The organism is Synechococcus sp. TAK9802 (assembly GCF_014279535.1).
GTDB lineage: Bacteria > Cyanobacteriota > Cyanobacteriia > PCC-6307 > Cyanobiaceae > Parasynechococcus.
The window spans coordinates 767,554-787,056 of record NZ_CP047937.1 but is presented as its reverse complement, the minus strand read 5'-3'; the positions used below and the strand labels follow the sequence as shown (position 1 = coordinate 787,056).

Sequence of the window (19,503 nt, the reverse complement as noted above, 5' to 3'; positions counted from 1 at the left end):
GTGAAACCTGGCGAAGCAATTTTGATAAGAAAACCTGATCTTTGCTCTGTCGCTGCTGTCGCTTTCGAGAACCGTGTCATTGGCGACAAGCCAGCTGCAGGTTCTCTTCGGATCCATGGAATCAATCTTTAGGGATCCCGTTATTGCGTTTCAGCGTGGTAGGTCCAAGGGGATGGTCGGCATGGGGGTACGGGGGGTGATGGTGGCCATGGCTGTGGTCTGAGCCATGGCTGTGATCTGAAGAGTGGCTGTGGTCATGGCCAATCGGGATGCCGTCGGGTTGGCAGGCACCGGTGCACTCCAGTTCGCAGAGCGTGCAGCTTTCCGCAAGGCCTTCCACGTGGTGGTGATGGCTTTCCTGGGCGCGTCCCACGTCCTGTTCGAAGCCCAGCACCTGGGCGCGGTACTTGCAGAGCGAGCAGTTCATGGCGGTGTCCCCCCGCAGCACCTCCTCGACCCGTTCCTTGAAGGTGTCCACCACGAGTGTGTGGTCGCCCAGATAGCCCGCAGAGAGAAACTCCACCTCGGGGTGATCGGCAGCCACCAGCTCGGTGTGTTGGCGGATTCGGCTCACCAGAACCCCTGAAAAGAGGAAATAGGGCACCACCACCACCCGGCGGAAGCCCAGTTTCACGGCGTGACGCAGCCCCGGTTCCACCAGGGGGAAGGTCACGCCCGAATACACCGTTTCTCCCCAGCCGAAACCAAATCCCTCCACCAACAGCCGGGTCACCTTGGCCACGTTGGAGTTGGCGTCTGGATCCGAGGAGCCTCGGCCCACCACCACGAGCAGGGTTTCGGCCAGGGGAACGTCGTGCTTCGCCGCATCCAGGCACTCCTGAACGCGAGCTCCGGCGGCCGACACCATCAACCGGTCCACCCCCAGCTCCCGGCCGTAATCGATCGGTAACCCCGTTTCGGCCGTGTACGTGTTCAGAACGGAGGGGATGTCGTTCTTGGCATGCCCGGCTGCAAAAAGCATGGCGGGAATGGCCAGCACCTTGGTGACGCCTTTCTCGCGGAGTGCTTCAAGACCATCCCGAAGGATGGGGCGGGCAAATTCCAGGTAGCCGTGTTCCACCGGCATCGGGGCCAGCCGAGGCCGCAGGGCGTCCACCATCTGGGCGAACTCTTCAACGGCTAGTCGGTTGCGACTCCCGTGGCCGCAGATCAGAACGCCAAGACGCTCGTTGCCGGTTTCCGCATGCTGTTCGGCCAAAAGGTCGCTCTGCTGTTCCAATGGTTTGACGATATCGGTCGCATCGCAATGGATTCAGACCGTCCCGTTTTCTTCAGCGCGCAGGCGGCTGATGCGAGGCGATCCGGTCTGGTCTCCCCTCGACCAGCGGAGTTGGCGGAGTTGGTTCAGAACTGGTCCGGTCCCCGGCCGCTGCGTCTCTGTGGCGGGGGCACCACATCTCGGGCCGCCGTGGCCGACCACTGGACCCTGGATCTGCAAACCCATTTCCAACGTGTGGAGTGGCAACACGCGGATCAGTCGGTCTGGATTGGCGCGGGCTGCCGCATGGGAGACGTGCTGGAGGTCTTGCTTCCCCACGGCCGAACCGTGGCGGCTGGTTTGTCGGGTCTGCCTGGGCTTGGCTATGTGCTCACGGGTGGCATGGGACCGCTGAGCCGGCAGGTGGGGCTTGCTGTGGATCAAGTGCTCGAGATCCATGGGGTCTGGGGTGATGGCAGCCCCTTTGCCCTATCTCGGGCTGCCGATGCTGGTTCGCTGGAGTGGAGAGGCCTCTGCGGTGCAGCCCCGTTTCTGGGGGTGGTGAGCGCGCTGCGCATGGCCACCCAGGCGCTCCTACCGCTGTGGGTGGAGCAGTGCGTGGTGGCTCCGGATCAACTGCCAGAGCTCATGCTCAGGGCCGAAGCGTCAAACGCCAGCACCAGTCTGCAGTGGCATTGGGAGAGGGCTGACGCGGTGCAGTTGCTCCGGATTGCCGATGCCCCCTGGACCGGTGCGCAGAAGATCGAAGGCTTGCACCAGCTCCCACCCTTGCGGGGATCGGCTCCGATGCCTTCGCGATCTCACACGGAGGTGGTTGGCTTGCTGGGGCCGGCAGCTGCTGAGCTCTGGAAGGCCGTGATGCCGGATTTATGCCGTTTGCTGCAGCATCGTCCTCATCCCTTCTGCAGCCTGGCCTGTCAGCAGCTGGGGGCGGCGACGCAACAGGTTGCCGTGGAGGCCAGCTCGTTCGTGCACCGCACTGCCGAGTGGAAGCCCTGGATCACCGCCGCCTGGACTCCGGGAGATGCTCCGGGTCAGAGGCGCAGCCTTGCTTGGTTGGAGGAGGTCTGGCAGGTTCTTCAGTCGGTCTGCCCTGGTGTGCATCTGGCGCAGTTTCATGACCATATGCCCTTTCATCACAAGGAGTTGGAGGCGGCGTTCGGCCCCTGGTTGCCCGAGTTGCGAAAGCTGAAACAGCGCTTGGATCCAGCAGGCACCTTGCCGACGCTCTGATTTACGGTCGCCCCTAATCGGCATCCTTTGATGGCCAAACGATCCAGCCCAACCCTGATGAATCAGTGGTTGGCCAACCCCAGCAAAGATCTGCTCTCGGGTCTGGTGGTGGCTTTCGCGATGATTCCCGAGGCCATTGCCTTCTCTGGGATCGCTGGGGTGGACCCCAAAGTGGGCCTGTTCGGAGCCTTCTGCCTGTCGCTGACCATCGCCGTCGTGGGTGGTCGCATGGCCATGATCACCTCAGCCACGGGCTCCACCGCCCTGTTGATGACAGGCCTTGTGGCCACCGGTGAAGCCCGGGGGCCAGGCCTGGGGGTCCAGTACCTGATGGTGGCGGGGTTGGTGACGGGTCTGCTGCAGATCCTCTGGGGGTATCTGCGTCTTGCCTATCAGATGCGCTTTGTTCCCCAAGGGGTGCTGAGCGGCTTCGTTAATTCGCTGGCTTTGCTGATTTTTCAGGCCCAGCTGCCCCAGCTCGGTCTCAACTTTCACGCTGGAGATGGTGACCATGGGGCCTCGTCGTTGCTCCCCCATGGCGGCCAGATCCCCGTCGTCTGGGGCTTGGTCCTGCTGGGCCTGGTGATCATCTATGGCCTTCCCCGGATCACCCGGGTGGTGCCCTCACAGCTGGTGGCCATCATCGTGTTGACCGCGATCAGCGTGGGATTCAGCTTCGACATCCCCACGGTCAGCAGCCTCGGCACCCTGCCTGCAGGTCTGCCCTCCTTCAGCCTTCCCTTTGGTGAAGGTGGTGTTCCCTTCAGTCTGGACACCCTTGGCTTGGTGCTTCCCACCGCCTTGGCCATCTCTTTGGTGGGTCTGATGGAAACCTTCCTGACCCAGGACATCCTCGACGACAAGACCGACACCACCACCAACAAAAACGTTGAGGCCCGGGGCCAGGGCATCGCCAACATCGTTTCCTCCCTGTTCGGTGGCATGGCCGGTTGTGCCCTGGTGGGTCAGTCCGTGATGAATGTGGACAACGGCGGCCGCACGCGACTGTCCACCCTGTTCTCGGGGGTGAGCCTGCTAGCGATGATCCTGCTGGCTGGGCCCTGGCTCAAGCAAATTCCGATGGCGGCTCTTGTGGCCGTGATGATCAGCATCGCTGTCAGCACTGCTGACATCAACGGTCTGCGCAACCTGCGTCGCATCCCCAAGAGCGACACCTCGGTGATGCTGATGACCTTTGCCGTCACCATGCTCACCACTCCGCACAACCTCGCCCTTGGCGTGTTGGCTGGCGTGGCACTGGCAGGAATTCTGTTCAGCCGCAAGGTGGCCAAGGTGATTCAGGTGGAGGCCGTCGAGATCAGCGATCAGGAGCGGTTGTACCGGGTGCAGGGGCAGCTGTTTTTTGTGAGCAAGGTGTATTTCCTACAGGGATTTGATCTTCATGACCATCCCGAGCGCATCACGATTGATCTCTCCCAAGCCCACATCTGGGACCAGAGCGGCGTGGCTGCGCTGGATCAGGTCATCCGCAAATACCGCAGCGGTGGATCTGTGGTCAGCGTGATTGGCCTGAACGAGGAAAGCCTTGATCTGTTCGAGCGGATCGGTGGTCAGGAATCAGCCCATGTATGAGCATCGGCTTGGTTGGCAAGACAGGCCCTGAGGTCTTGGCGCATCGCCATGAGTCGCAGCTGGATCTGCACGTCCTCAGGGTTGCTTTCCACGTACTGCTCGGTGACGTCGTTGCTGATGCTCATCAACAGGCAAAGGGATTGAACATCACGTCCGGCCCGTTGCTGAGCACTCTCTAGAAGGAAGCCCAACAGCGCCATCTTGTTGTTGTAGGTGCCACTGTCGTGCTCGTCCCCCGCGACAGCACAGGGAGTCGTGCTTCCAGCGATCAGTCCGGCCAAAAGGCAGGCCCAGACCTTCATTGCAGCCAGGCTGATTGCCATGAACGTAGGTCGGATGTGGGGGATGTGCTGGGGATCTGGGACAATCCCACCCGATCCGTACCAACGCTGATGTTCCGATCAAGTTCACGTGTTCTGATCGTTGCGTTGGCCGGGTTGTCCTCGTTCCTGGCGTCCTGCGCGTCACTGGATAGTGCAGCTGGCTCGCGTCTGGATCTGGTCAAAGCGCGTGGTGAGTTGCTTTGTGGGGTGAGCGGCAAGATTCCAGGCTTCAGTTTTCTCAGTCCTGATGGGCGTTACACCGGCCTGGATGTCGACATCTGCCGTGCCATGGCTGCCGCTTTCGTTGGTGATGCCGAGAAGGTTCAATACCGGCCTTTAACTGCGCCCGAGCGGTTCACGGCCTTGCGATCGGGCGAGATCGATCTGTTGTCTCGCAACACCACCCACACCCTCAGCCGCGATGCCGTGGGGGGCAATGGGCTGCGCTTTGGACCTGTGGTGTTCCATGACGGACAGGGCTTGATGGTGAATGCCGCCAGCGGAGTGCGTTCGCTGGCTGACTTGAGCGGCAAGTCCATTTGCGTGGGATCGGGCACCACAACCGAGCAAAACCTCAACGACGCCTTCGCCTCCGAGGGGCTTCCCTACACACCGATCAAATATCAAGATCTCAATCAGGTGGTGGGTGGCTACCTCCAAGGGCGCTGCGCAGCCATGACGTCTGATCGCTCGCAACTGGCGGCGGCACGCTCAGGGTTCAGTGATCCCCAGGCGCATCAGATCCTCGACGACCGGATCAGCAAGGAGCCTCTGGCTCCAGCTGTGGTGGGTGGGGATCAGCCCATGGGTGATGCCATGACCTGGGTGATCAACGCTCTGATCGAAGCCGAGGAACGGGGTATCAGCCAAGCCAATGTTGATGCGGTGGTGAAGCAAGCCGCAGCTGACCCCTCCCAGACCGCTCTGCGGCGTTTCCTGGGGGTGGACCCAGGTCTGGGTCGCCAACTCGGACTCGCCGATGACTTTGTTGTTCAGGTGATCCGTGCCACCGGCAATTACGGCGAGATCTACAACCGCCATCTCGGACCCGACAGTGCCGTGGCGATTCCCCGGGGGGCGAACCGGCTGTCCGGTGAAGGTGGTTTGATGATTTCTCCACCGTTCACCTGATGCGGCAGCGTCGTCTCCTGGTTCAGGTTGCTATCGCCGCCGTACTGCTGGGCCTTGTGGCTCTGCTGGTCAACAATCTGGCGGTCAACCTGATTCGAACGGGCTTGGGACTGGGTTTTGGCTGGCTGGGCCGACCCGCTGGTTTTGCTCTGGCGGAAACAGCCCTCCCCTATGCCCCATCTGATAGCTACCTCTGGGCCCTGACCATTGGTTGGCTGAACAGCCTCAAGGTGATCGCGGCTGGCCTGGTCTTGGCCACCGGCCTGGGTGTGGCTGCCGGTGCAGCCCGCGGTAGCAACAACCGTCTGCTGCGCAGCCTGGCCGGAAGCTACGTGGCCTTGATTCGTCAGATTCCTCTGCTACTGCAGTTGCTGTTCTGGTATTTCGTTGCCTTCCTTGGCCTTCCCTCGGTGCCGATCGGTGGGTTGATCCGGCTTTCGAATCAGGGCATTCAGCTGTTGGGCCTGAACCTCAGCGTTGAATTTTGTGCGGTCCTTGTGGGGCTCACGGTGTTCACGGGTGCATCGATTGCCGAGATCGTGCGCGGTGGCATCAATGCGGTGCCGCGGGGCCAGTGGGAGGCCTTCCGCAGCCTTGGGCTTGGAGAAGGGCTTGGGCTGCGTCGGATTGTGTTGCCTCAGGCCCTGCCGGCGATTCTTCCTGCGCTCACGAGCCAGTACCTCAATCTCGCCAAGAACAGCACCCTGGCCATTGCCGTGGGCTACGCCGATCTCTACGCCGTCAGTGACACCACCATCACCCAAACCGGCCGCGCCATTGAGGGCTTCCTGCTGCTGTTGCTCAGCTTTCTGCTGCTGAATCTGTTGATCAGCGGGGGCATGGCTGCCTTCAACCGTGCCGTGCTGGGTCGTCTGAACAGGAGCCGCTGATGAACCGTTGGTTGGATCGTGGGATCACCCTGCTGCTGCTGGTTCTGCTCGGATGGGCTGGCTGGTCCATGCTGCATTGGCTGCTGGTGGCAGCCGACTGGTCTGTGGTGGCCACCAATCTGCCGCTGTACGCGGTGGGCAGTTTCCCTGCGGATCAACGCTGGCGTCCGTTGCTGTGGATGGCAGCACTGATCACGCTGACGCTGCTGACCCTCACTGGTCCGAAGCGTGGCTGGGTTCGCCGTTGGTTGCCGTTGGTCTGGATCGCGATGGCACCGCTGGGGCTCTGGCTGTTGACCGGAGGTTTGGGTCTGCTGCCGGTGGGGATACGCAGTTGGGGTGGTCTGACGCTCACGCTGCTGCTCACGGGAGGCAGTGGAGCTTTGGCGCTTCCGTTGGGGATCCTCCTGGCCCTCGGCCGGCGCAGTGAGCTGCCGGTGCTGCGTTGGAGCAGCGCCGCCTACATCGAGTTGATGCGGGCTGTGCCCTTGATTGCGGTTCTGTTCTTTGGACAACTGCTGATCCCGTTGTTCCTGCCGCCAGGGCTTGAGATCAATCGGGTTCTGCGGGCGGTTGTGGCCTTCGCCTTGTTTGCAGCGGCCTACATCGCAGAGGATGTTCGCGGAGGCCTGCAGGCGATTCCGCCTACTCAGCGGGAAGCTGCAGCCGTGCTGGGGCTGTCGCCACGCCAAGTGTTGCAACTGGTGGTGCTGCCTCAGGCGCTGCGGGTTGCACTTCCATCGCTCACCAATCAGGCGGTGGGTCTGCTGCAAAACACAAGCCTGATGGCCATTCTCGGTTTGATGGAATTGCTGGGCATCAGCCGCAGCCTGTTGGCGAATCCTGCTTTCATCGGCCGCTATCTGGAGGTCTACCTCTGGCTTGCTGCGGTTTACTGGCTGGCGTGTACCGCCATGGCGCTGCTGGCCCGCCACCTGGAAGTTCAGCTTGACCCTGCCCGCTCCGCTTCATGACTGTCGCCATTCGTGCCACTGATCTGGTCAAGAGTTATTCCCAAGGGGTTCGAGCTCTCGATGGCGTCACCCTTGAGGTGAACAGCGGCGAAGTGCTGGTGGTGATGGGGCCTTCCGGCTCCGGCAAGAGCACGCTGATTCGTACGTTCAACGGTCTGGAGTCGTTGGATGGCGGCGCCTTGGATGTGCTTGGGGTTCGCTTGGACGCCACCCATGCAGAACGTCAGGTGCGGGAGATCCGCAAGCGCGTGGGGATGGTGTTTCAGCAGTTCAACCTTTTCCCTCACCTTTCCATCCTCGACAACATCACCCTTGCCCCGATCAAGGTGCAACAGCGTGCCAAGGCGGCTGCCGAGCAGCGGGCAATGGATCTCCTTGACCAGATGGGCATTCGCGAGCAGGCCCACAAGTACCCGGCGCAGCTCAGCGGTGGTCAGCAGCAGCGGGTGGCGATCGCCCGGGCTCTGGCCCTGGATCCTGAGGTGATGCTGTTCGATGAGCCCACCAGTGCCTTGGATCCGGAGCGGGTCAAGGAGGTGTTGGATGCGATGCGCCAGCTGGCGAAAGGCGGCATGACGATGGTGGTGGTCACCCACGAACTGGGCTTTGCCCGTGAGGTGGCGGATCGGGTGATGTTCATGGATCGGGGCCAGGTGGTGGAGACCTCTGATCCAGAGACCTTTTTCAGCAATGCCAGGGAGGAACGCAGCCGCAGGTTCCTCAATCAGATGCAGCACTGAACGTTTTGCACAACCGTGTGACGTGCTTCAGGCCGATTGTCGTTCTCTCCAAGCCTCAGTGGGCTTTCGGCTGTGCTTGCCCTGCCAATGGAAGTAGGCCGTCACGCAGATCAGCCAAAACGCCACAAAAGCAAGGGTCAGCGCCAGTCCGTGCATCCGAAAGAAGGTCAGCACGACATGGATGGACAGGGCGACTGAGCCCCCCAACAGAAACGTATTGCTCAGGAACGAAGCGACGGTTGCCTTGAAGGATTTCAACTCTGTCGCGCCAATCCGGCTCACATTACCGAGCAACAATTGTGATGCCAGCCCCAGTGTGGTTGCCTCAGGGCCTCGGTTGCTTCGTTGCGCAAAAAAAGCCCCTCCAGGTAAGGGAGGGGCTGTAGGGGATTCAGCTTGGGATGATGGATCAGTTGATCACTCGTCAACCTGGTCGGCAGCTTCGCTGTGCTCCGCAGCTGCACCCGTAGGGATCAGACGGATGGCTTTCTTGCCGAGCTTGATTTCGAACTCGTCGCCGGGTTCGAGGTTCAGCATGGCGGTATAAGCCTTGCCGATCAGCAGATTGCCATTGCCCTGAACTTTGGCGATGTAGCTCAGTTTGCGACCACCTTTGCCAATCGCAGCACCACCGCTGCTCAGATTCACGCCCTTGGCCTCGAGCAGGGCCTCGTAGAACGCTGTGAAATTCAGGCGATCGCCACCATCTTTCTTGTCAGAGACGTATCCGCAAGCTCTCACCAGATCGGATTTGGAAACATCTCCAAGTTCTTTGACCTTGGCAAGCAGATCGGAACCGGTCAGCATTTTAAATGCGTCTCAATGGATACATAGTTCATAACTGGTTGGCTGGCTGGATGTCAATCAATCGAGCCGATATTCCCAAGGCTCAGTGCTTTGAGAGGTTGGTATCTAGGGATGCGTCTCTGTGGTCTGGCTTTTGAGACTGCTCTCCTGCGATGAAGCTTGCGGGCTGATGTTGAGGCGTCCTCAGTGGTTTAAACCTCAGCACTGTCTGAGGGTTCAGAAACGATCGTGTACTCGACACGATCATCATCAGAGCAGCAAAAATCCCCGTAGTAACGCTCGAGTTCATCGTAGGCAGCGTTGTAGCTGTCAAAGCGCAGCCTTGTCAGCTGATCCTCTGATTGATCACTGCGCACGATGCGATGGCGTGAAGCTGGTTGCATCAGCTGAATCCACGCGGCCAATCAAAAGTCAGATTAAGCCTGGGGCTGAGGCATCAGTCACCACAGCTTTCTAAGGTCGATTGATCTGATGGAGGTGTTCATTCTTCGGTTCTTGCTGGAGCTTGTGCCCTCACTTCTGATTGGGTTCTGGGCTGGTCGTCGCCATGAAACCCTGTCCACTCGCTTGGCCGCACCGCTGGTGAGGTTCGGTGTGCCGATAAGTGTGATGGGCCTGCTGTTGAAGGGTGGCCTCAGCAGCGACATGTTGCAGGCCGCAGGCCTTGCCGTGTTTGCCATGGGTCTTGTTCTTGTGGGTGCCGCGCGCCTGCCGGGATTGGCTGAGCTGGCGTCTCCCACGCTGCGGCTTGGTAGCTGCACCGGAAACACGGCCTATTTCGGGGTTCCTCTCGCCCTGGCTTTCCTTCCCGATGAGGCTCTGCCCATCAGCATTGGCTACGACCTCGGGGCGACTCTGCTGGTCTGGAGCCTGGGACCGCTGCTGATTGGGGGGCAGGTCGATGGATCTCAGCGGTTGCGAGGGTTGCTGAGCAGCGTTGCTGGGAGTCCGGCAACCCGCGGGCTCATCGGCGCTTTGCTGGTTCAGGCGACCCCATGGTCTGCGTCGGTGGCCGATGCGCTGTGGTGGCCTTCACGCTGCGTGATTGTGCTGGCTCTGATGGTGGTGGGCATGCGCTTGGGCAGCATTCATCGCCAGGGCATTGCGCCGGAAGCACGTCCCCTGCAGCTGCTTAAGCCACTGGTGGCCAAGCTGCTGCTCTACCCATTGCTGCTTTGGCTTCTGGCGTCTCTGCTGCAGTTCAAGCCTGTGATGGTTCAGGCGGTTGCTCTGCAAGGCGCCGCGCCGACGGCAATCTCTCTTTTGCTCATTGCAGAATCAGTGGGTGCTGATCAGGAGCGGGCCGCAGGGCTGGTGTTTTGGAGCACGTTGCTGGCCCTAATTTCAGCGCCTGCATGGGGTGTGCTGCTGCGATCTCAGTTCTGAAAACGGCGAAAGGTGAGGTTGATGCGGGTGCTCTGCACTTTGCGCCGCTGAGGAACACTGTGCATCCATCGGCTCTGACAGCCCGGGTGCATCACCAGAAGGTCACCATCGGCCAATGGCAGAGACATTTTTAGGCGTGCAGTTTTGCGGTGGCGGAGCTGAAAATCCCGCGTTGCCCCGAGTGAAAGGGAGGCAATTGGAGCCCGCTGATCAATTTCCGGTTCGTCATCGGCGTGCCAACCCATGCGGTCATCGCCATGGCGATACCAATTGAGCAGGCATCCATTGAAGTTGGTCTCACAGGCTTCATTCACCTGGTGCAGCAATGGCTTGAACCATGCAGGCCAGCCATCACCGGTGTGAATGGCACCGCTGTAGCGGTAGTGAATTCCTTCATTGGCAAGAAACACCGTCAGTCGGGGCACCGGGTGGCGCTTCCCATAGACCTGAACCACGGGCTGCTCCCACTGGAGCTGGTGTTCAAGCTTTGTTTGCCAGTGCCTGGCGAGCTCTGGCTTCAGCCAACCCTCATGCAGGGACCAGTCCGTTTCAGCTGCAGCTGGATGGATGGTCATTCGTGACGTCGGATGACGAGGTCGGTTCGATCCCGAGACTGTCCCATACATTCGATGGCATGGGAGCCCGAATCACCCAAGACGAGTTTCTCAAGCGCGCCGTGCAGCGCTTCGGTGATCAATTCGATTACAGCTTGATCCGCTGGCGGAGTTACAAGAGTCCTGTTCAAATCCGTTGCAACGCCCATCCGGTTCAACCGATCACGATCACACCGGAAAAGCATCTGCAAACCCTGGGTGGATGCCGTCATTGCCTTCGCGAGAGACGGATTGCTTCGCTGGAGCGGGAACTCAATCGCAAATCCGCTGAGCGTCCAGAGGCCGTCGCTCAGGAGCCTTCGGCCAATCTGGAACCCACTCCGAAACGACACAGCTAAGGGGGTGTTGCTGCAACCAAGCCTGATCAGGCTTTGAGGCTGACCCGCTGATAGCAGAACCAAAGCCACTGCTGGAACAGAAGGTTCCGGTGGGAGCGCCAGAGGGTCTGGGGTTGGGCCGCATCGAAATTTTCGGGCGGCGGAACATCTCCGCGGGCTCGGTCGCGTTCCATTTCTCCGAGGATCCGCCCCACGTTGTACTCGGGGTGGCCGAGGTGCATCAGCTGCCGCTGATCCGGTGTCTCGAAAATGGTGTAGCCCACCTGTTCGCCATGGGCGAGCAAGCGAAGACGTCCGTCCCGTTCGGCGGCTTCCATCGCGGCATCCGGCAGTCCGGCATGACGGCTCTGGGGGCAGACGAAATGGTCGTCCTGGGTTCCCATCAATGGATGCCCCGGGACAAGGCTGCGCATCGGGTAGATCCCGAACAGCTTCTGCTGAAAGGCCACCTTGTCGACTCCCGCAAGGTAAGCGAGGGCGAAACCGGCCCAGCAAAGTCCGAGGGTGCTGGCACAGGTGCTGCGCGCTTCCTCGATCAACTGGACCAGTTCGTTCCAGTAACTGACCTGTTCAAAGGGCAGGTGTTCCACGGGGGCACCGGTGATGATCAAGCCATCCAGGGGACCCTGGGACAAGGCTTCATCCCAGCTCACATAGAGCTGGTCGAGATGGTTCTGATCCCAACTCTTGTAGGCGTGGGAGTTGAGGCGAATCCAAATCGGTTCGATTTGCAGCACCGATAGGCCCAGCGGATGCAGCAGGTTGAACTCGTACTGCTTGCCCAGCGGCATGATGTTCAAGATGCCGATCCGCAGGGGCCGGATGTCCTGGCGTTCAGCCTGTTCGGGCTCAATCCAGGAAATCCGGTTGCGTTCAACCTCCGCGATTTTGTGGTAACTGCCAGGAAGGATCAGGGCCATGGAAGCTGGGACGTCATTCAGCTGAGAACGGCGAGGGCCTGTTCGAAGTCGGCCTTGATGTCGTCGATGTGCTCGAGTCCCACGGAGACCCGCACCATCGTGGGGGTCACGCCAGCCGAAGCTTGTTCCGCCTCACTGAGTTGTTGGTGTGTCGTGGACGCGGGGTGAATTACCAGCGTTTTGGCATCGCCCACGTTGGCGAGGTGGCTGGCCAGCTTGAGGCTGTCGATGAAGCGAACCGCATCGTCGTAGCCACCGTTGAGGGAGAACATCAGCATGCATCCCATGCCACGGCCTGTCAGGTATTTCTTCGCGGCAGCGTTGTAAGGATCACTGGCCAGACCGGGATAGCTCACATGGGCGATGGCGGGATGGTCCTGCAGCCAGGTGGCTAGGGCCATGGCGTTTTCGGTGTGGCGCTCAACGCGCAGGCTCAGGGTTTCCAGGCCCTGCAGCAGGAGGAAGCTGTTGAATGGACTGACGGCCGGCCCCCAATCCCGCAGGCCCTCCACCCGGGCCCGCAGGGCGAAGGCGATGTTGCGGTCATCGGGCAAGCCCAGCATTTTGCAGACGTCACTGCCGTAGCCAAAGGCATCCCAGTGCACCAAGCCGTGATAAGCCGCGCTGGGCTGGCTCATCAACGGGAACTTGCCATTGCCCCAGTTGAAGGTGCCGGCGTCCACGATCACGCCCCCCAGGCTGGTGCCGTGGCCCCCGATCCATTTGGTCGCACTTTCAACAACCACATCAGCGCCGTGGTCAATTGGTCGCAGCAGAGCTCCACAGGCTCCCAGGGTGTTGTCGACGATTAAGGGGATGCCTTTCTCTTTGGCAAGCGCTGAAAGACCCTCAAAGTCGGGGATGTTGAAGCGGGGATTTCCCATCGCTTCCACGTAGAGCGCCTTGGTGTTGTCGTCGATTTGCGCTGCAAAGCTCGCGACGTCGTCGCCTTCGGCAAAGCGCACGTCGATTCCCAAGCGCGGGAACTGCACTTTGAACTGGTTGTAGGTGCCGCCGTACAGGTAAGACGTTGAAACGAAGTTGTCTCCCGCCTGCATGCAGTTGGTGATCGCCAGAAACTGAGCCGACTGGCCTGAGGCCGTCGCCAGTGCAGCCACCCCGCCTTCAAGGGCGGCGACGCGTTTTTCAAACACGTCTGTTGTGGGATTCATCAGGCGGGTGTAGATGTTCCCGAATTCCTTCAGACCGAAGAGGTTGGCTCCGTGTTCGGCGTCATTGAAGACGTAGGAGCTGGTCTGATAAATGGGAACCGCCCGCGCGTTGGTTGCACTATCCGGGGACTGTCCGGCGTGCAGCTGCAGGGTCTCGAAGCGGTGAGACATGGTCTTCGGCGGGGGCCACTGCCCCAGTTCTAGTCGTCAGAGAGCTCAGGTTTGTCGGTTTCCGCCAAAGAAGGAAATGTGTTGCGGATCACCTCTTGAATGTCGCGGTGCGCTTCGCTGCGGAATCCAGCCACGCCATCGGCGCTGAGCAGGGGATAGGTGCGATCACTCGCATCCACCTCGCGCAGATGCTTCCAGCGGTTGCTGCTGTCTTCTGCTTTCAGAGCAATCAGGGGGGCCTGGAAGTCGTAGGCCTTGGTGTTGCCGAGAGCAGCCACTTGGGCCGTGAGCTTTTCACGCACAGGGCTGAGGGCTTTGGCCTTCAATGTGTCAGGCAAGCCGAGCACGGGCTCGTAATGGTCGAGCAGGCGTAGTTCAGCCTCCAGCAGCACAGGCCATGCTCCGCGTTCGCCGTCGCCAAGGCCCATACCCGCCTCGGCTTCGGTCATCGCATCGAGATGGAAGCGCAGCCAGCGGTAGTAGGTCTTGTCTTTGATTGATTTCTTGGCGGCGGCCCGTCCGGTCACAATTGCCGGCAGAGCTTTTTCGGCTTTGCGCAGGAACAGGCGATCCTCCCGCTCCAGATTCATGGCCCCCCAGCGCTGCCGGTATTCCCACAGCTCGATGTAGCGAGCCACATCAGCCTCGGACCAGCCGAGACCCTTCAGTTCATCACCGCGATGGGAGGTTTCCTTGGACACCCGCTTCCTGGATCACGCCAGGCCTCAGCGTAGGTGTCGATGCTCACCCGTTTGGTGATCTGCTGGCGGGGTTGGCCTGCAGATGCTGCTCAACCGTGATGCGCTGCGGTTGGTTGTAACCCACCGGCAGCCAGAGATCACCGGCCGCTGCATTGAAGTGGATCTCCCAGTGATACAGGCCGGTGTAGGCCGCGGGGTCCTCCTTCATCAGTGAGGCGTAGAGCAGCACGGCGCGGCCGTAGTAATCGCTGTTGTTGTAGCCCCAGAGGCCGCGGCGAATGTCCTGCAGTCCGCCCCGCCTCACCAGGTAACGCGCTGCTGCCTGGATGGCGTCGTGGGGGTCGCGGATGTTCCCGGTGCCAATGCCGGGTTCGGCCCAGGTGGTGGGCAGGAACTGCATCGGGCCCTGGGCATTAGCCACGGAGATGCCATCGATGCGTCCCATGCCGGTTTCCACGAGGTTCACGGCCGCCAGAACCTCCCATTCGATCCCTGTCGCTGCCTCGGCCTTGCGGTAATAGCTGAGCAGATTTTCCGCTGGTTCGGGCTGGATGATCCGCCAGGCGGGCAGCATCGTCGGTCCACGGCCGCGGCTCATGCGAACGAATTCACGCCGTGCTGCCAGGTGGCGTTCCGCCACGCTGCGCCAGCGCGGGGGTAACGCGTCAACGACCTGCTGAGATCTGGGTTGGTCCGTCGACAAGACCCGGTAGATCACCTGTTGTTGGTGGCCGAGATCGGGCAGGCCCTCGGCCGCTGTGGCGGGATCCCTCAGCGCCTGTTCAACGGCCGCCAGCAGTGTTGCCAGCTCTGCTGGCTCAGCTGGCACAAGGGGGTACTGCCGGCCATCCTTGGTTTTCGGTTGGCTGGCCTGGGCAGGAAGCAGCAGGGGTGATTTCACCCCTGGCTCAGTCGCCCCTGGCTTGGTGACAGCTTTCTTGGAAACAATGGCCTCGGCTGCGGCCTGCGGCTGTTTTGGTCTCAGCCACAGCCCTGCCAGCAGGCTTGCCGTGATGGCCGAGACAACAAGCACATTGCGGCTGCGCATGGTTGGGCAGGGGCGCTTTGTCGACCCTACCGGTGCGGTTCAGGCGGCAAGAAAGGTGCTGCGGTCGTGAAAGTCGGCCTTGGGGCCGTGGCGGAGGGCCCAATGGCTCAGCCCCTCCTGTCCACGGTCGATCACGGCCGTCAATGCCAGGTCTGGGCAGACGTCTGGTGTCCACCAGGGCTCCAATGCAATACGGGCGTCGAGCCGCAGTTGGTGCAACCCGCGTTGCAGCCGCACCGTTGGGGGTGTGCTCAGTTCCTGCTGCGTTTGTCCACTGCGGTAGCCATCGAAGCGATAGAGCGCCCAATCGCCATTGGCAGCCAGATTCACCTCCCAGTAGCGCTGCTCCTCGGGGGCAGCGATGAAGGCTTCGAAGCAGGTGGTGGTCCAGAGCTCATCTTTGCGCTGCCCCTGTTGGGGCCCGTCCTTTAGTTCCTCCGGCAGCTTCAGGACGCCAATGCCCTTGGCCGCGCGGGCCAGAACCCCGTAGCTGAGTTCCAGCCAACCCTCGCGCCTCCACACCAGTTCCGCGCTGATCTGGACCCCCGCTGGCATGGACCGTTCAAAGGGAATCAGGCGGCAGGCCTGACGCAGCATCACGGCAGAACGCGCCATCTCAGAGGCTTGGACTTGGCTGCTGCTTCAGCCGCGCAACCAGTTGCTCCAGGGCGTTGAACTGCTGCTCCACCGCTTCGGTGAGTCGGAACTGCACCAGGGCCCGTTGCAGGTTGTGCCCAGGTCGATCGCAGCGGAAATACACATCGCCCTCCATGTGATCCGTGAGAAAGCGCAGGCCAAGCTCCAGGGGGATCAGGCGGATGCAGTGGGGCAGATAGTGCAGGTCCCAGTCACTCAGGAACCCACCCGCAACCGAGAGATAGCCCGTGAGGATCGCCTCACAGAGCTCCATGTCGAAGTTCACATCGTCGAGGCAGAGGGTTTCCTCTCCGGCTGGATTGCAGCAGGAGCGCACACAGTCGCCGATGTCGTAGTGAACAAGCCCCGGTTTGACGGTGTCCAGATCGATCAGACCGATCGCCTGGCCGCTGGCCTCATCGATCATCACGTTGTTGATCTTGGGGTCCCCATGGATGGGGCGGTGATGGAGTTCACCGCGGCTGAGCGCTGCTTCCAGCACATCGACGCCCTGACGACGTGCCTCGATGAACGCGCAGGCGTCACGTTCGGCAGGCCCAAGGCGGTCTGTGGCTTTGGCGACCGCATCGAAGTGTTGGAGGTAGGCCGGCGTGACGTGGAAATTCTCGAGGGTGTCCGCCAGTTGATTGATGGGCAGATCGCTGATCAGGTGGTGGAACATTCCCAGCCCGTAGCCCACTTCCTGGGCATGGGCACTGTCCCGGATGACATCGCTGGTGGTTGCTGCGCCGATGTACGTGATCGAGCGCCAGAACTCTCCGTTCTGTTCGATCCAGGGGGAGGCCTCTCGCCGACAGGGAACCACCCTGGGCACTTCCCAGCGCCGCCCCTTCAATTGTGGGGGTGGAGAGGCGAGACGGCGTTCCATGTGGTCGCCCAGGGCCTGCAGGTTCTGCATCACCAGGTCAGGCCGCTCAAACACGTTTGTGTTCAGGCGTTGCATAACGAAGGCGCCGTCCTGTCCCTCGTGGGTCACGAGGAACGTTTCGTTGACGTTGCCCGAACCAAGGGAACGGATGGCTTTGATCCCCTCGCGAGGATGGAAGCGATCGGCGATGGCTTCCAGGGCCTCGGTCATGAACGGTCGCATGGGTCTCACATGGCACCTTGCCGTTCTTCCGGTGCCTTGCCCCGTTCAGGTGTGCAGAACCACAGCCGACTCAGGCATCGAGCTGGCTTTCAATCACATCCATGAGCTCCAGGTAGGCCGGTGCCCCGGTCTCACCGTTCTCGTCCAGAGCCATCTTGCTGCCCATGGCTTGATTGGCGTTGTCGGCAATCACGGCATTCACCACCAGCTCGAGGGCTTTGGGAACATCGAGGTTCTGAAGTGCCTCGGCGTAGCGACGGCTGTGGCTGGGCCGCACGGATTCCTGGCAGTAACTGGAGAGTTCACGGCTTTCCGTCATCACCCGGTAGGCGGTCTCCTTCACGCCTGCACGCCCGTAAATCGCCATGTACAGCAGGTTCACCATCGAGGCGTCGTTGGCTGGGATGGCGTACTTGCGGGCGATCTGAGGCCAGTACCGCAGGGATTTGAGCCCCTCCAGTCCACCTTTGCGCAGGCCTGCGGCTTCACACCACTGCTCCAATTCCTCCATGGAATGGGGGCAGCGGCCTTGATGGCGCATCGCCTCGGCCATCACTTGCCCGGCCTGGAAGTTGCGGGTGGGGCTTCCGGAGACTGGCAGCATCATGCTGCCGCGCACATCGGCCACCATCGCCGTGAGTTGGCTGAAGGTGTGGTCCCGCACCCGCTCAAAGTCGCCATCGCGCACCAGGGTGGATTCAATTCTGGGGACGGCGTAACCCAGTTCTGTGAGCGGAAAGGGCTGCCGGTGGTACAGCCGTTGACGGTCGGGGCGTGCCATCGACACGGTGGCCGCCTGGTCCAGGCACTGGTTCAGCAGCAGGGTCAGCAGCGTTGGCAACACCCCGGGGTTGTCCTGATGGAAGCCGTAGCCGAAACCGGCGAACACCGAGGCCATGTTTTTGGCGGCCTTGATGAACTGCCCCTCCACGTTGTGAACACCGGCGGAGACCTGGATGTTCGGGGACAGTTGATCCATCAGTTGAGCCCCCAACATGGCCGTCAGGGCATTGGGATGGCAGAAATTGGCGGTGAAGCTGTCGAAGGGGTTGCGCAGAGCCCCATGGCGGTGGAAGCCGGAGAAGAAGGCGAGCTCGGGTTGTTGTTCGCACAGCACATAGGCGCTGTTGCTGATCGGGTCATGGCTGAAGGATCCCGCCAGGCAGGCCAGCACCACCTGCTCCCGATGGAGCTCCTTGCGCAGGCGGCAGGCTTCCTGGAGGTCTTCTTCGATGTGGTTGCTGTTGGCGCTGAGCACCACAAGCTCGCAGCGCTGGATTAGATCGCTCAGGGTGTTGACAACCAGCTCACCTCCGATGCGGTGGCCGCCCATGTTGAGCACGGTCTCCACGTGCTCATCGTCCATCGTTGCAATCGTCTCCTGGGGGAAGGCTCCCAGGAGGTCCCGGCCGGGGCGAGGGGCCAGCAGCAGACGCCCTTTGGCGTTCTGCATGGCGCAGTTGTAGGCCAGCGAGGCCGGATAAAGCCCGACGCTGTAGAACCCCACCTTGCCGGTCGAGAGCTCTTGCACGCGCCGACGGATTGCGCCGGCGTCGAGGCTCTGATCGAAGAAGGAATTGCGCATGCCGGCAAGACTAAGCAGCGTTCCCGATGAGACTGCTCACAGCAGACAGACGCCAGTCCCTTCGGTGATGCGGAGTTGGAAGCATCGAGCAGGGCAGGTGACTAAATGAAAGAAAGACGTGAAAATTCGACGGCAATTGAATGATTCAAAGCTCCATGATTGTTCTGTAATTCGGGTTGGATCGTGTTCGCTCATTGAGAGCTTGGATTTCGGGATAAGCGGAGAGATCTTCGTTGGGATAGAAAATGGGGAGATAGCCGAGGTATGCATTGACTGCACAGTCTGCTGCGGTCCAGCAATCCTCCACCAGAAACTGTTTCTTGGCGTAGATGTCATTCAGGGTTGCCATCAGCCTGGGGAATTCCCGCTCCTTGTTGGAGGGAACGAACAAAGCTATTGCCAGTGTGGAGTTGGCGAAAAGAATCCACTGGCTGATCGAGGCGCGTGTTGCAGCATCATGGACTTCGTTGGCGTAATTATCAGACAAATACTGAAGAATGGCGCCCGACTCAAACAGCACTAAACCATTGCTGTCGTCCTTGAGGGCAGGCAGTTTGCCGAAAGGATTAACCTCCAGGTAGCTCGCTGCAAGGTTTTGACGAGCTGCCAGGTCAATGTTGACGTATTCGTAAGAAATTCCTTTTTCTGCTAAATACCATTTCGGCATTGAAGCACGGGTCTTAGGGCCGCCGTAGAGATAAAGCGTCATCGCTGACTATTAACTTTCTCTATGCTATCCATTGGGATGAACCAGTGTTGTTACGAAGTGCCAGCTCTGGTCGGGTTTGATCTCAATGTTGTCCGCTATTTGGATGCCTTGTTGGACGCATTGATGGTGATCCCGTTGTGTTGGACATGCGACATGTCAATCTTTCGCGTCGGCATTCACG

21 protein-coding genes are annotated in these 19,503 nt (G+C 60.6%); 8 read left to right on the top strand and 13 right to left on the bottom strand.

Going from position 1 to position 19,503, the window contains the following annotated elements; genetic code table 11:
- Positions 1 to 121: 121 nt before the first annotated feature.
- Positions 122 to 1,219: a sirohydrochlorin chelatase gene (locus SynTAK9802_RS04495; RefSeq protein WP_186497485.1), complete on the bottom strand. Its 1,098-nt coding sequence runs from the start codon at positions 1,217 to 1,219 to the stop codon at positions 122 to 124.
- Here SynTAK9802_RS04495 and SynTAK9802_RS04490 point away from each other — a divergent pair.
- Positions 1,205 to 2,473 carry an FAD-binding oxidoreductase gene (locus SynTAK9802_RS04490; RefSeq protein WP_255487852.1) on the top strand — a complete coding sequence of 423 codons (1,269 nt, stop codon included), beginning with the start codon at positions 1,205 to 1,207 and terminating at the stop codon, positions 2,471 to 2,473. The two genes, SynTAK9802_RS04495 and SynTAK9802_RS04490, sit on opposite strands and share 15 nt — an antisense overlap.
- 30 nt (positions 2,474 to 2,503) lie before the next feature.
- A complete protein-coding gene (locus SynTAK9802_RS04485) occupies positions 2,504 to 4,066 on the top strand; it encodes a SulP family inorganic anion transporter (RefSeq protein WP_186497483.1) in 1,563 nt (520 codons plus the stop codon).
- Here SynTAK9802_RS04485 and SynTAK9802_RS04480 read toward each other — a convergent pair.
- Complete coding sequence (locus SynTAK9802_RS04480; RefSeq protein WP_255487851.1) at positions 4,045 to 4,389, bottom strand: hypothetical protein; 345 nt, start codon at positions 4,387 to 4,389, stop codon at positions 4,045 to 4,047. The two genes, SynTAK9802_RS04485 and SynTAK9802_RS04480, sit on opposite strands and share 22 nt — an antisense overlap.
- A 69-nt stretch (positions 4,390 to 4,458) precedes the next feature.
- Between SynTAK9802_RS04480 and SynTAK9802_RS04475 the strand changes: the two genes are divergently transcribed.
- The 4 genes from SynTAK9802_RS04475 to SynTAK9802_RS04460 are packed head-to-tail and all read left to right on the top strand — an operon-like array spanning position 4,459 to position 8,124.
- Positions 4,459 to 5,520 carry an amino acid ABC transporter substrate-binding protein gene (locus SynTAK9802_RS04475; RefSeq protein WP_186497481.1) on the top strand — a complete coding sequence of 354 codons (1,062 nt, stop codon included), beginning with the start codon at positions 4,459 to 4,461 and terminating at the stop codon, positions 5,518 to 5,520.
- Positions 5,520 to 6,410 (top strand): ABC transporter permease subunit, encoded by an 891-nt coding sequence (locus tag SynTAK9802_RS04470; protein WP_186497479.1) that lies wholly within the window; start codon positions 5,520 to 5,522, stop codon positions 6,408 to 6,410. The genes SynTAK9802_RS04475 and SynTAK9802_RS04470 overlap by 1 nt, the downstream gene beginning before the upstream one ends.
- A complete protein-coding gene (locus SynTAK9802_RS04465) occupies positions 6,410 to 7,384 on the top strand; it encodes an amino acid ABC transporter permease (protein WP_186497477.1) in 975 nt (324 codons plus the stop codon). Before SynTAK9802_RS04470 ends, SynTAK9802_RS04465 begins: the two co-directional genes overlap by 1 nt.
- Positions 7,381 to 8,124 (top strand): amino acid ABC transporter ATP-binding protein, encoded by a 744-nt coding sequence (locus SynTAK9802_RS04460; RefSeq protein ID WP_186497476.1) that lies wholly within the window; start codon positions 7,381 to 7,383, stop codon positions 8,122 to 8,124. The genes SynTAK9802_RS04465 and SynTAK9802_RS04460 overlap by 4 nt, the downstream gene beginning before the upstream one ends.
- Before the next feature lie 27 nt (positions 8,125 to 8,151).
- Here SynTAK9802_RS04460 and SynTAK9802_RS04455 read toward each other — a convergent pair whose 3' ends face one another.
- Both SynTAK9802_RS04455 and SynTAK9802_RS04450 read right to left on the bottom strand, forming a co-directional pair.
- The gene (locus tag SynTAK9802_RS04455; protein WP_186497475.1) at positions 8,152 to 8,418 is read right to left on the bottom strand and encodes a hypothetical protein; all 267 of its coding nucleotides are present in this window, start codon (positions 8,416 to 8,418) and stop codon (positions 8,152 to 8,154) included.
- 123 nt (positions 8,419 to 8,541) lie between these two features.
- A complete protein-coding gene (locus SynTAK9802_RS04450) occupies positions 8,542 to 8,931 on the bottom strand; it encodes an AbrB family transcriptional regulator (RefSeq protein ID WP_186497474.1) in 390 nt (129 codons plus the stop codon).
- A gap of 471 nt (positions 8,932 to 9,402) precedes the next feature.
- On the opposite strand from SynTAK9802_RS04450, the gene SynTAK9802_RS04445 reads away from it, so the two are divergent.
- Positions 9,403 to 10,317, top strand: a complete 915-nt coding sequence (locus tag SynTAK9802_RS04445) for an AEC family transporter (protein WP_186497473.1) — start codon at positions 9,403 to 9,405, stop codon at positions 10,315 to 10,317.
- On the opposite strand, the gene SynTAK9802_RS04440 is transcribed toward SynTAK9802_RS04445, so the two are convergent.
- A complete protein-coding gene (locus SynTAK9802_RS04440; protein WP_186497472.1) occupies positions 10,308 to 10,892 on the bottom strand; it encodes an alpha-ketoglutarate-dependent dioxygenase AlkB in 585 nt (194 codons plus the stop codon). The genes SynTAK9802_RS04445 and SynTAK9802_RS04440 overlap by 10 nt on opposite strands.
- Before the next feature lie 59 nt (positions 10,893 to 10,951).
- Between SynTAK9802_RS04440 and SynTAK9802_RS04435 the strand changes: the two genes are divergently transcribed.
- Positions 10,952 to 11,269 carry a hypothetical protein gene (locus SynTAK9802_RS04435; protein WP_115081774.1) on the top strand — a complete coding sequence of 106 codons (318 nt, stop codon included), beginning with the start codon at positions 10,952 to 10,954 and terminating at the stop codon, positions 11,267 to 11,269.
- A 26-nt stretch (positions 11,270 to 11,295) separates the two neighbouring features.
- On the opposite strand, the gene SynTAK9802_RS04430 is transcribed toward SynTAK9802_RS04435, so the two are convergent.
- The 8 genes from SynTAK9802_RS04430 to SynTAK9802_RS04395 form a co-directional block, all read right to left on the bottom strand.
- Entirely contained in the window at positions 11,296 to 12,189 is an 894-nt protein-coding gene (locus SynTAK9802_RS04430; protein WP_114987876.1) for a homoserine O-succinyltransferase, read from the bottom strand.
- A 17-nt stretch (positions 12,190 to 12,206) separates the two neighbouring features.
- Complete coding sequence (locus SynTAK9802_RS04425) at positions 12,207 to 13,532, bottom strand: O-acetylhomoserine aminocarboxypropyltransferase/cysteine synthase family protein (RefSeq protein WP_186497471.1); 1,326 nt, start codon at positions 13,530 to 13,532, stop codon at positions 12,207 to 12,209.
- Between the two features lie 29 nt (positions 13,533 to 13,561).
- Positions 13,562 to 14,233, bottom strand: coding sequence for a hypothetical protein (locus SynTAK9802_RS04420; protein WP_186497470.1), 672 nt, complete (start codon positions 14,231 to 14,233; stop codon positions 13,562 to 13,564).
- Between the two features lie 43 nt (positions 14,234 to 14,276).
- The gene (locus SynTAK9802_RS04415) at positions 14,277 to 15,281 is read right to left on the bottom strand and encodes a lytic transglycosylase domain-containing protein (RefSeq protein WP_186497468.1); all 1,005 of its coding nucleotides are present in this window, start codon (positions 15,279 to 15,281) and stop codon (positions 14,277 to 14,279) included.
- A gap of 39 nt (positions 15,282 to 15,320) precedes the next feature.
- Positions 15,321 to 15,896: a DOMON-like domain-containing protein gene (locus tag SynTAK9802_RS04410; RefSeq protein WP_186497466.1), complete on the bottom strand. Its 576-nt coding sequence runs from the start codon at positions 15,894 to 15,896 to the stop codon at positions 15,321 to 15,323.
- A gap of 1 nt (position 15,897) precedes the next feature.
- Positions 15,898 to 17,028 carry a phosphotransferase enzyme family protein gene (locus SynTAK9802_RS04405; protein WP_255487850.1) on the bottom strand — a complete coding sequence of 377 codons (1,131 nt, stop codon included), beginning with the start codon at positions 17,026 to 17,028 and terminating at the stop codon, positions 15,898 to 15,900.
- Positions 17,029 to 17,098: 70 nt separating this feature from the next.
- The gene (locus SynTAK9802_RS04400; protein ID WP_186497464.1) at positions 17,099 to 18,613 is read right to left on the bottom strand and encodes a hypothetical protein; all 1,515 of its coding nucleotides are present in this window, start codon (positions 18,611 to 18,613) and stop codon (positions 17,099 to 17,101) included.
- A 145-nt stretch (positions 18,614 to 18,758) separates the two neighbouring features.
- On the bottom strand, positions 18,759 to 19,322 hold the full coding sequence (locus SynTAK9802_RS04395) for a glutathione S-transferase family protein (protein WP_186497462.1): 564 nt from the start codon (positions 19,320 to 19,322) through the stop codon (positions 18,759 to 18,761).
- Positions 19,323 to 19,503 lie beyond the last annotated feature (181 nt).

Bases quoted from the DNA above. Each gene is read 5' to 3' on its own strand.
- SynTAK9802_RS04490 (WP_255487852.1), top strand. From the start codon at position 1,205: ATGCTGTTCGGCCAAAAGGTCGCTCTGCTGTTCCAATGGTTTGACGAT.
- SynTAK9802_RS04425 (WP_186497471.1), bottom strand. From the start codon at position 13,532: ATGTCTCACCGCTTCGAGACCCTGCAGCTGCACGCCGGACAGTCCCCG.
- SynTAK9802_RS04485 (WP_186497483.1), top strand. From the start codon at position 2,504: ATGGCCAAACGATCCAGCCCAACCCTGATGAATCAGTGGTTGGCCAAC.
- SynTAK9802_RS04405 (WP_255487850.1), bottom strand. From the start codon at position 17,028: ATGCGACCGTTCATGACCGAGGCCCTGGAAGCCATCGCCGATCGCTTC.
- SynTAK9802_RS04410 (WP_186497466.1), bottom strand. From the start codon at position 15,896: ATGGCGCGTTCTGCCGTGATGCTGCGTCAGGCCTGCCGCCTGATTCCC.
- SynTAK9802_RS04440 (WP_186497472.1), bottom strand. From the start codon at position 10,892: ATGACCATCCATCCAGCTGCAGCTGAAACGGACTGGTCCCTGCATGAG.
- SynTAK9802_RS04395 (WP_186497462.1), bottom strand. From the start codon at position 19,322: ATGACGCTTTATCTCTACGGCGGCCCTAAGACCCGTGCTTCAATGCCG.
- SynTAK9802_RS04465 (WP_186497477.1), top strand. From the start codon at position 6,410: ATGAACCGTTGGTTGGATCGTGGGATCACCCTGCTGCTGCTGGTTCTG.
- SynTAK9802_RS04470 (WP_186497479.1), top strand. From the start codon at position 5,520: ATGCGGCAGCGTCGTCTCCTGGTTCAGGTTGCTATCGCCGCCGTACTG.
- SynTAK9802_RS04475 (WP_186497481.1), top strand. From the start codon at position 4,459: ATGTTCCGATCAAGTTCACGTGTTCTGATCGTTGCGTTGGCCGGGTTG.
- SynTAK9802_RS04415 (WP_186497468.1), bottom strand. From the start codon at position 15,281: ATGCGCAGCCGCAATGTGCTTGTTGTCTCGGCCATCACGGCAAGCCTG.
- SynTAK9802_RS04450 (WP_186497474.1), bottom strand. From the start codon at position 8,931: ATGCTGACCGGTTCCGATCTGCTTGCCAAGGTCAAAGAACTTGGAGAT.
- SynTAK9802_RS04480 (WP_255487851.1), bottom strand. From the start codon at position 4,389: ATGGCAATCAGCCTGGCTGCAATGAAGGTCTGGGCCTGCCTTTTGGCC.
- SynTAK9802_RS04445 (WP_186497473.1), top strand. From the start codon at position 9,403: ATGGAGGTGTTCATTCTTCGGTTCTTGCTGGAGCTTGTGCCCTCACTT.
- SynTAK9802_RS04400 (WP_186497464.1), bottom strand. From the start codon at position 18,613: ATGCGCAATTCCTTCTTCGATCAGAGCCTCGACGCCGGCGCAATCCGT.
- SynTAK9802_RS04430 (WP_114987876.1), bottom strand. From the start codon at position 12,189: ATGGCCCTGATCCTTCCTGGCAGTTACCACAAAATCGCGGAGGTTGAA.
- SynTAK9802_RS04435 (WP_115081774.1), top strand. From the start codon at position 10,952: ATGGGAGCCCGAATCACCCAAGACGAGTTTCTCAAGCGCGCCGTGCAG.
- SynTAK9802_RS04460 (WP_186497476.1), top strand. From the start codon at position 7,381: ATGACTGTCGCCATTCGTGCCACTGATCTGGTCAAGAGTTATTCCCAA.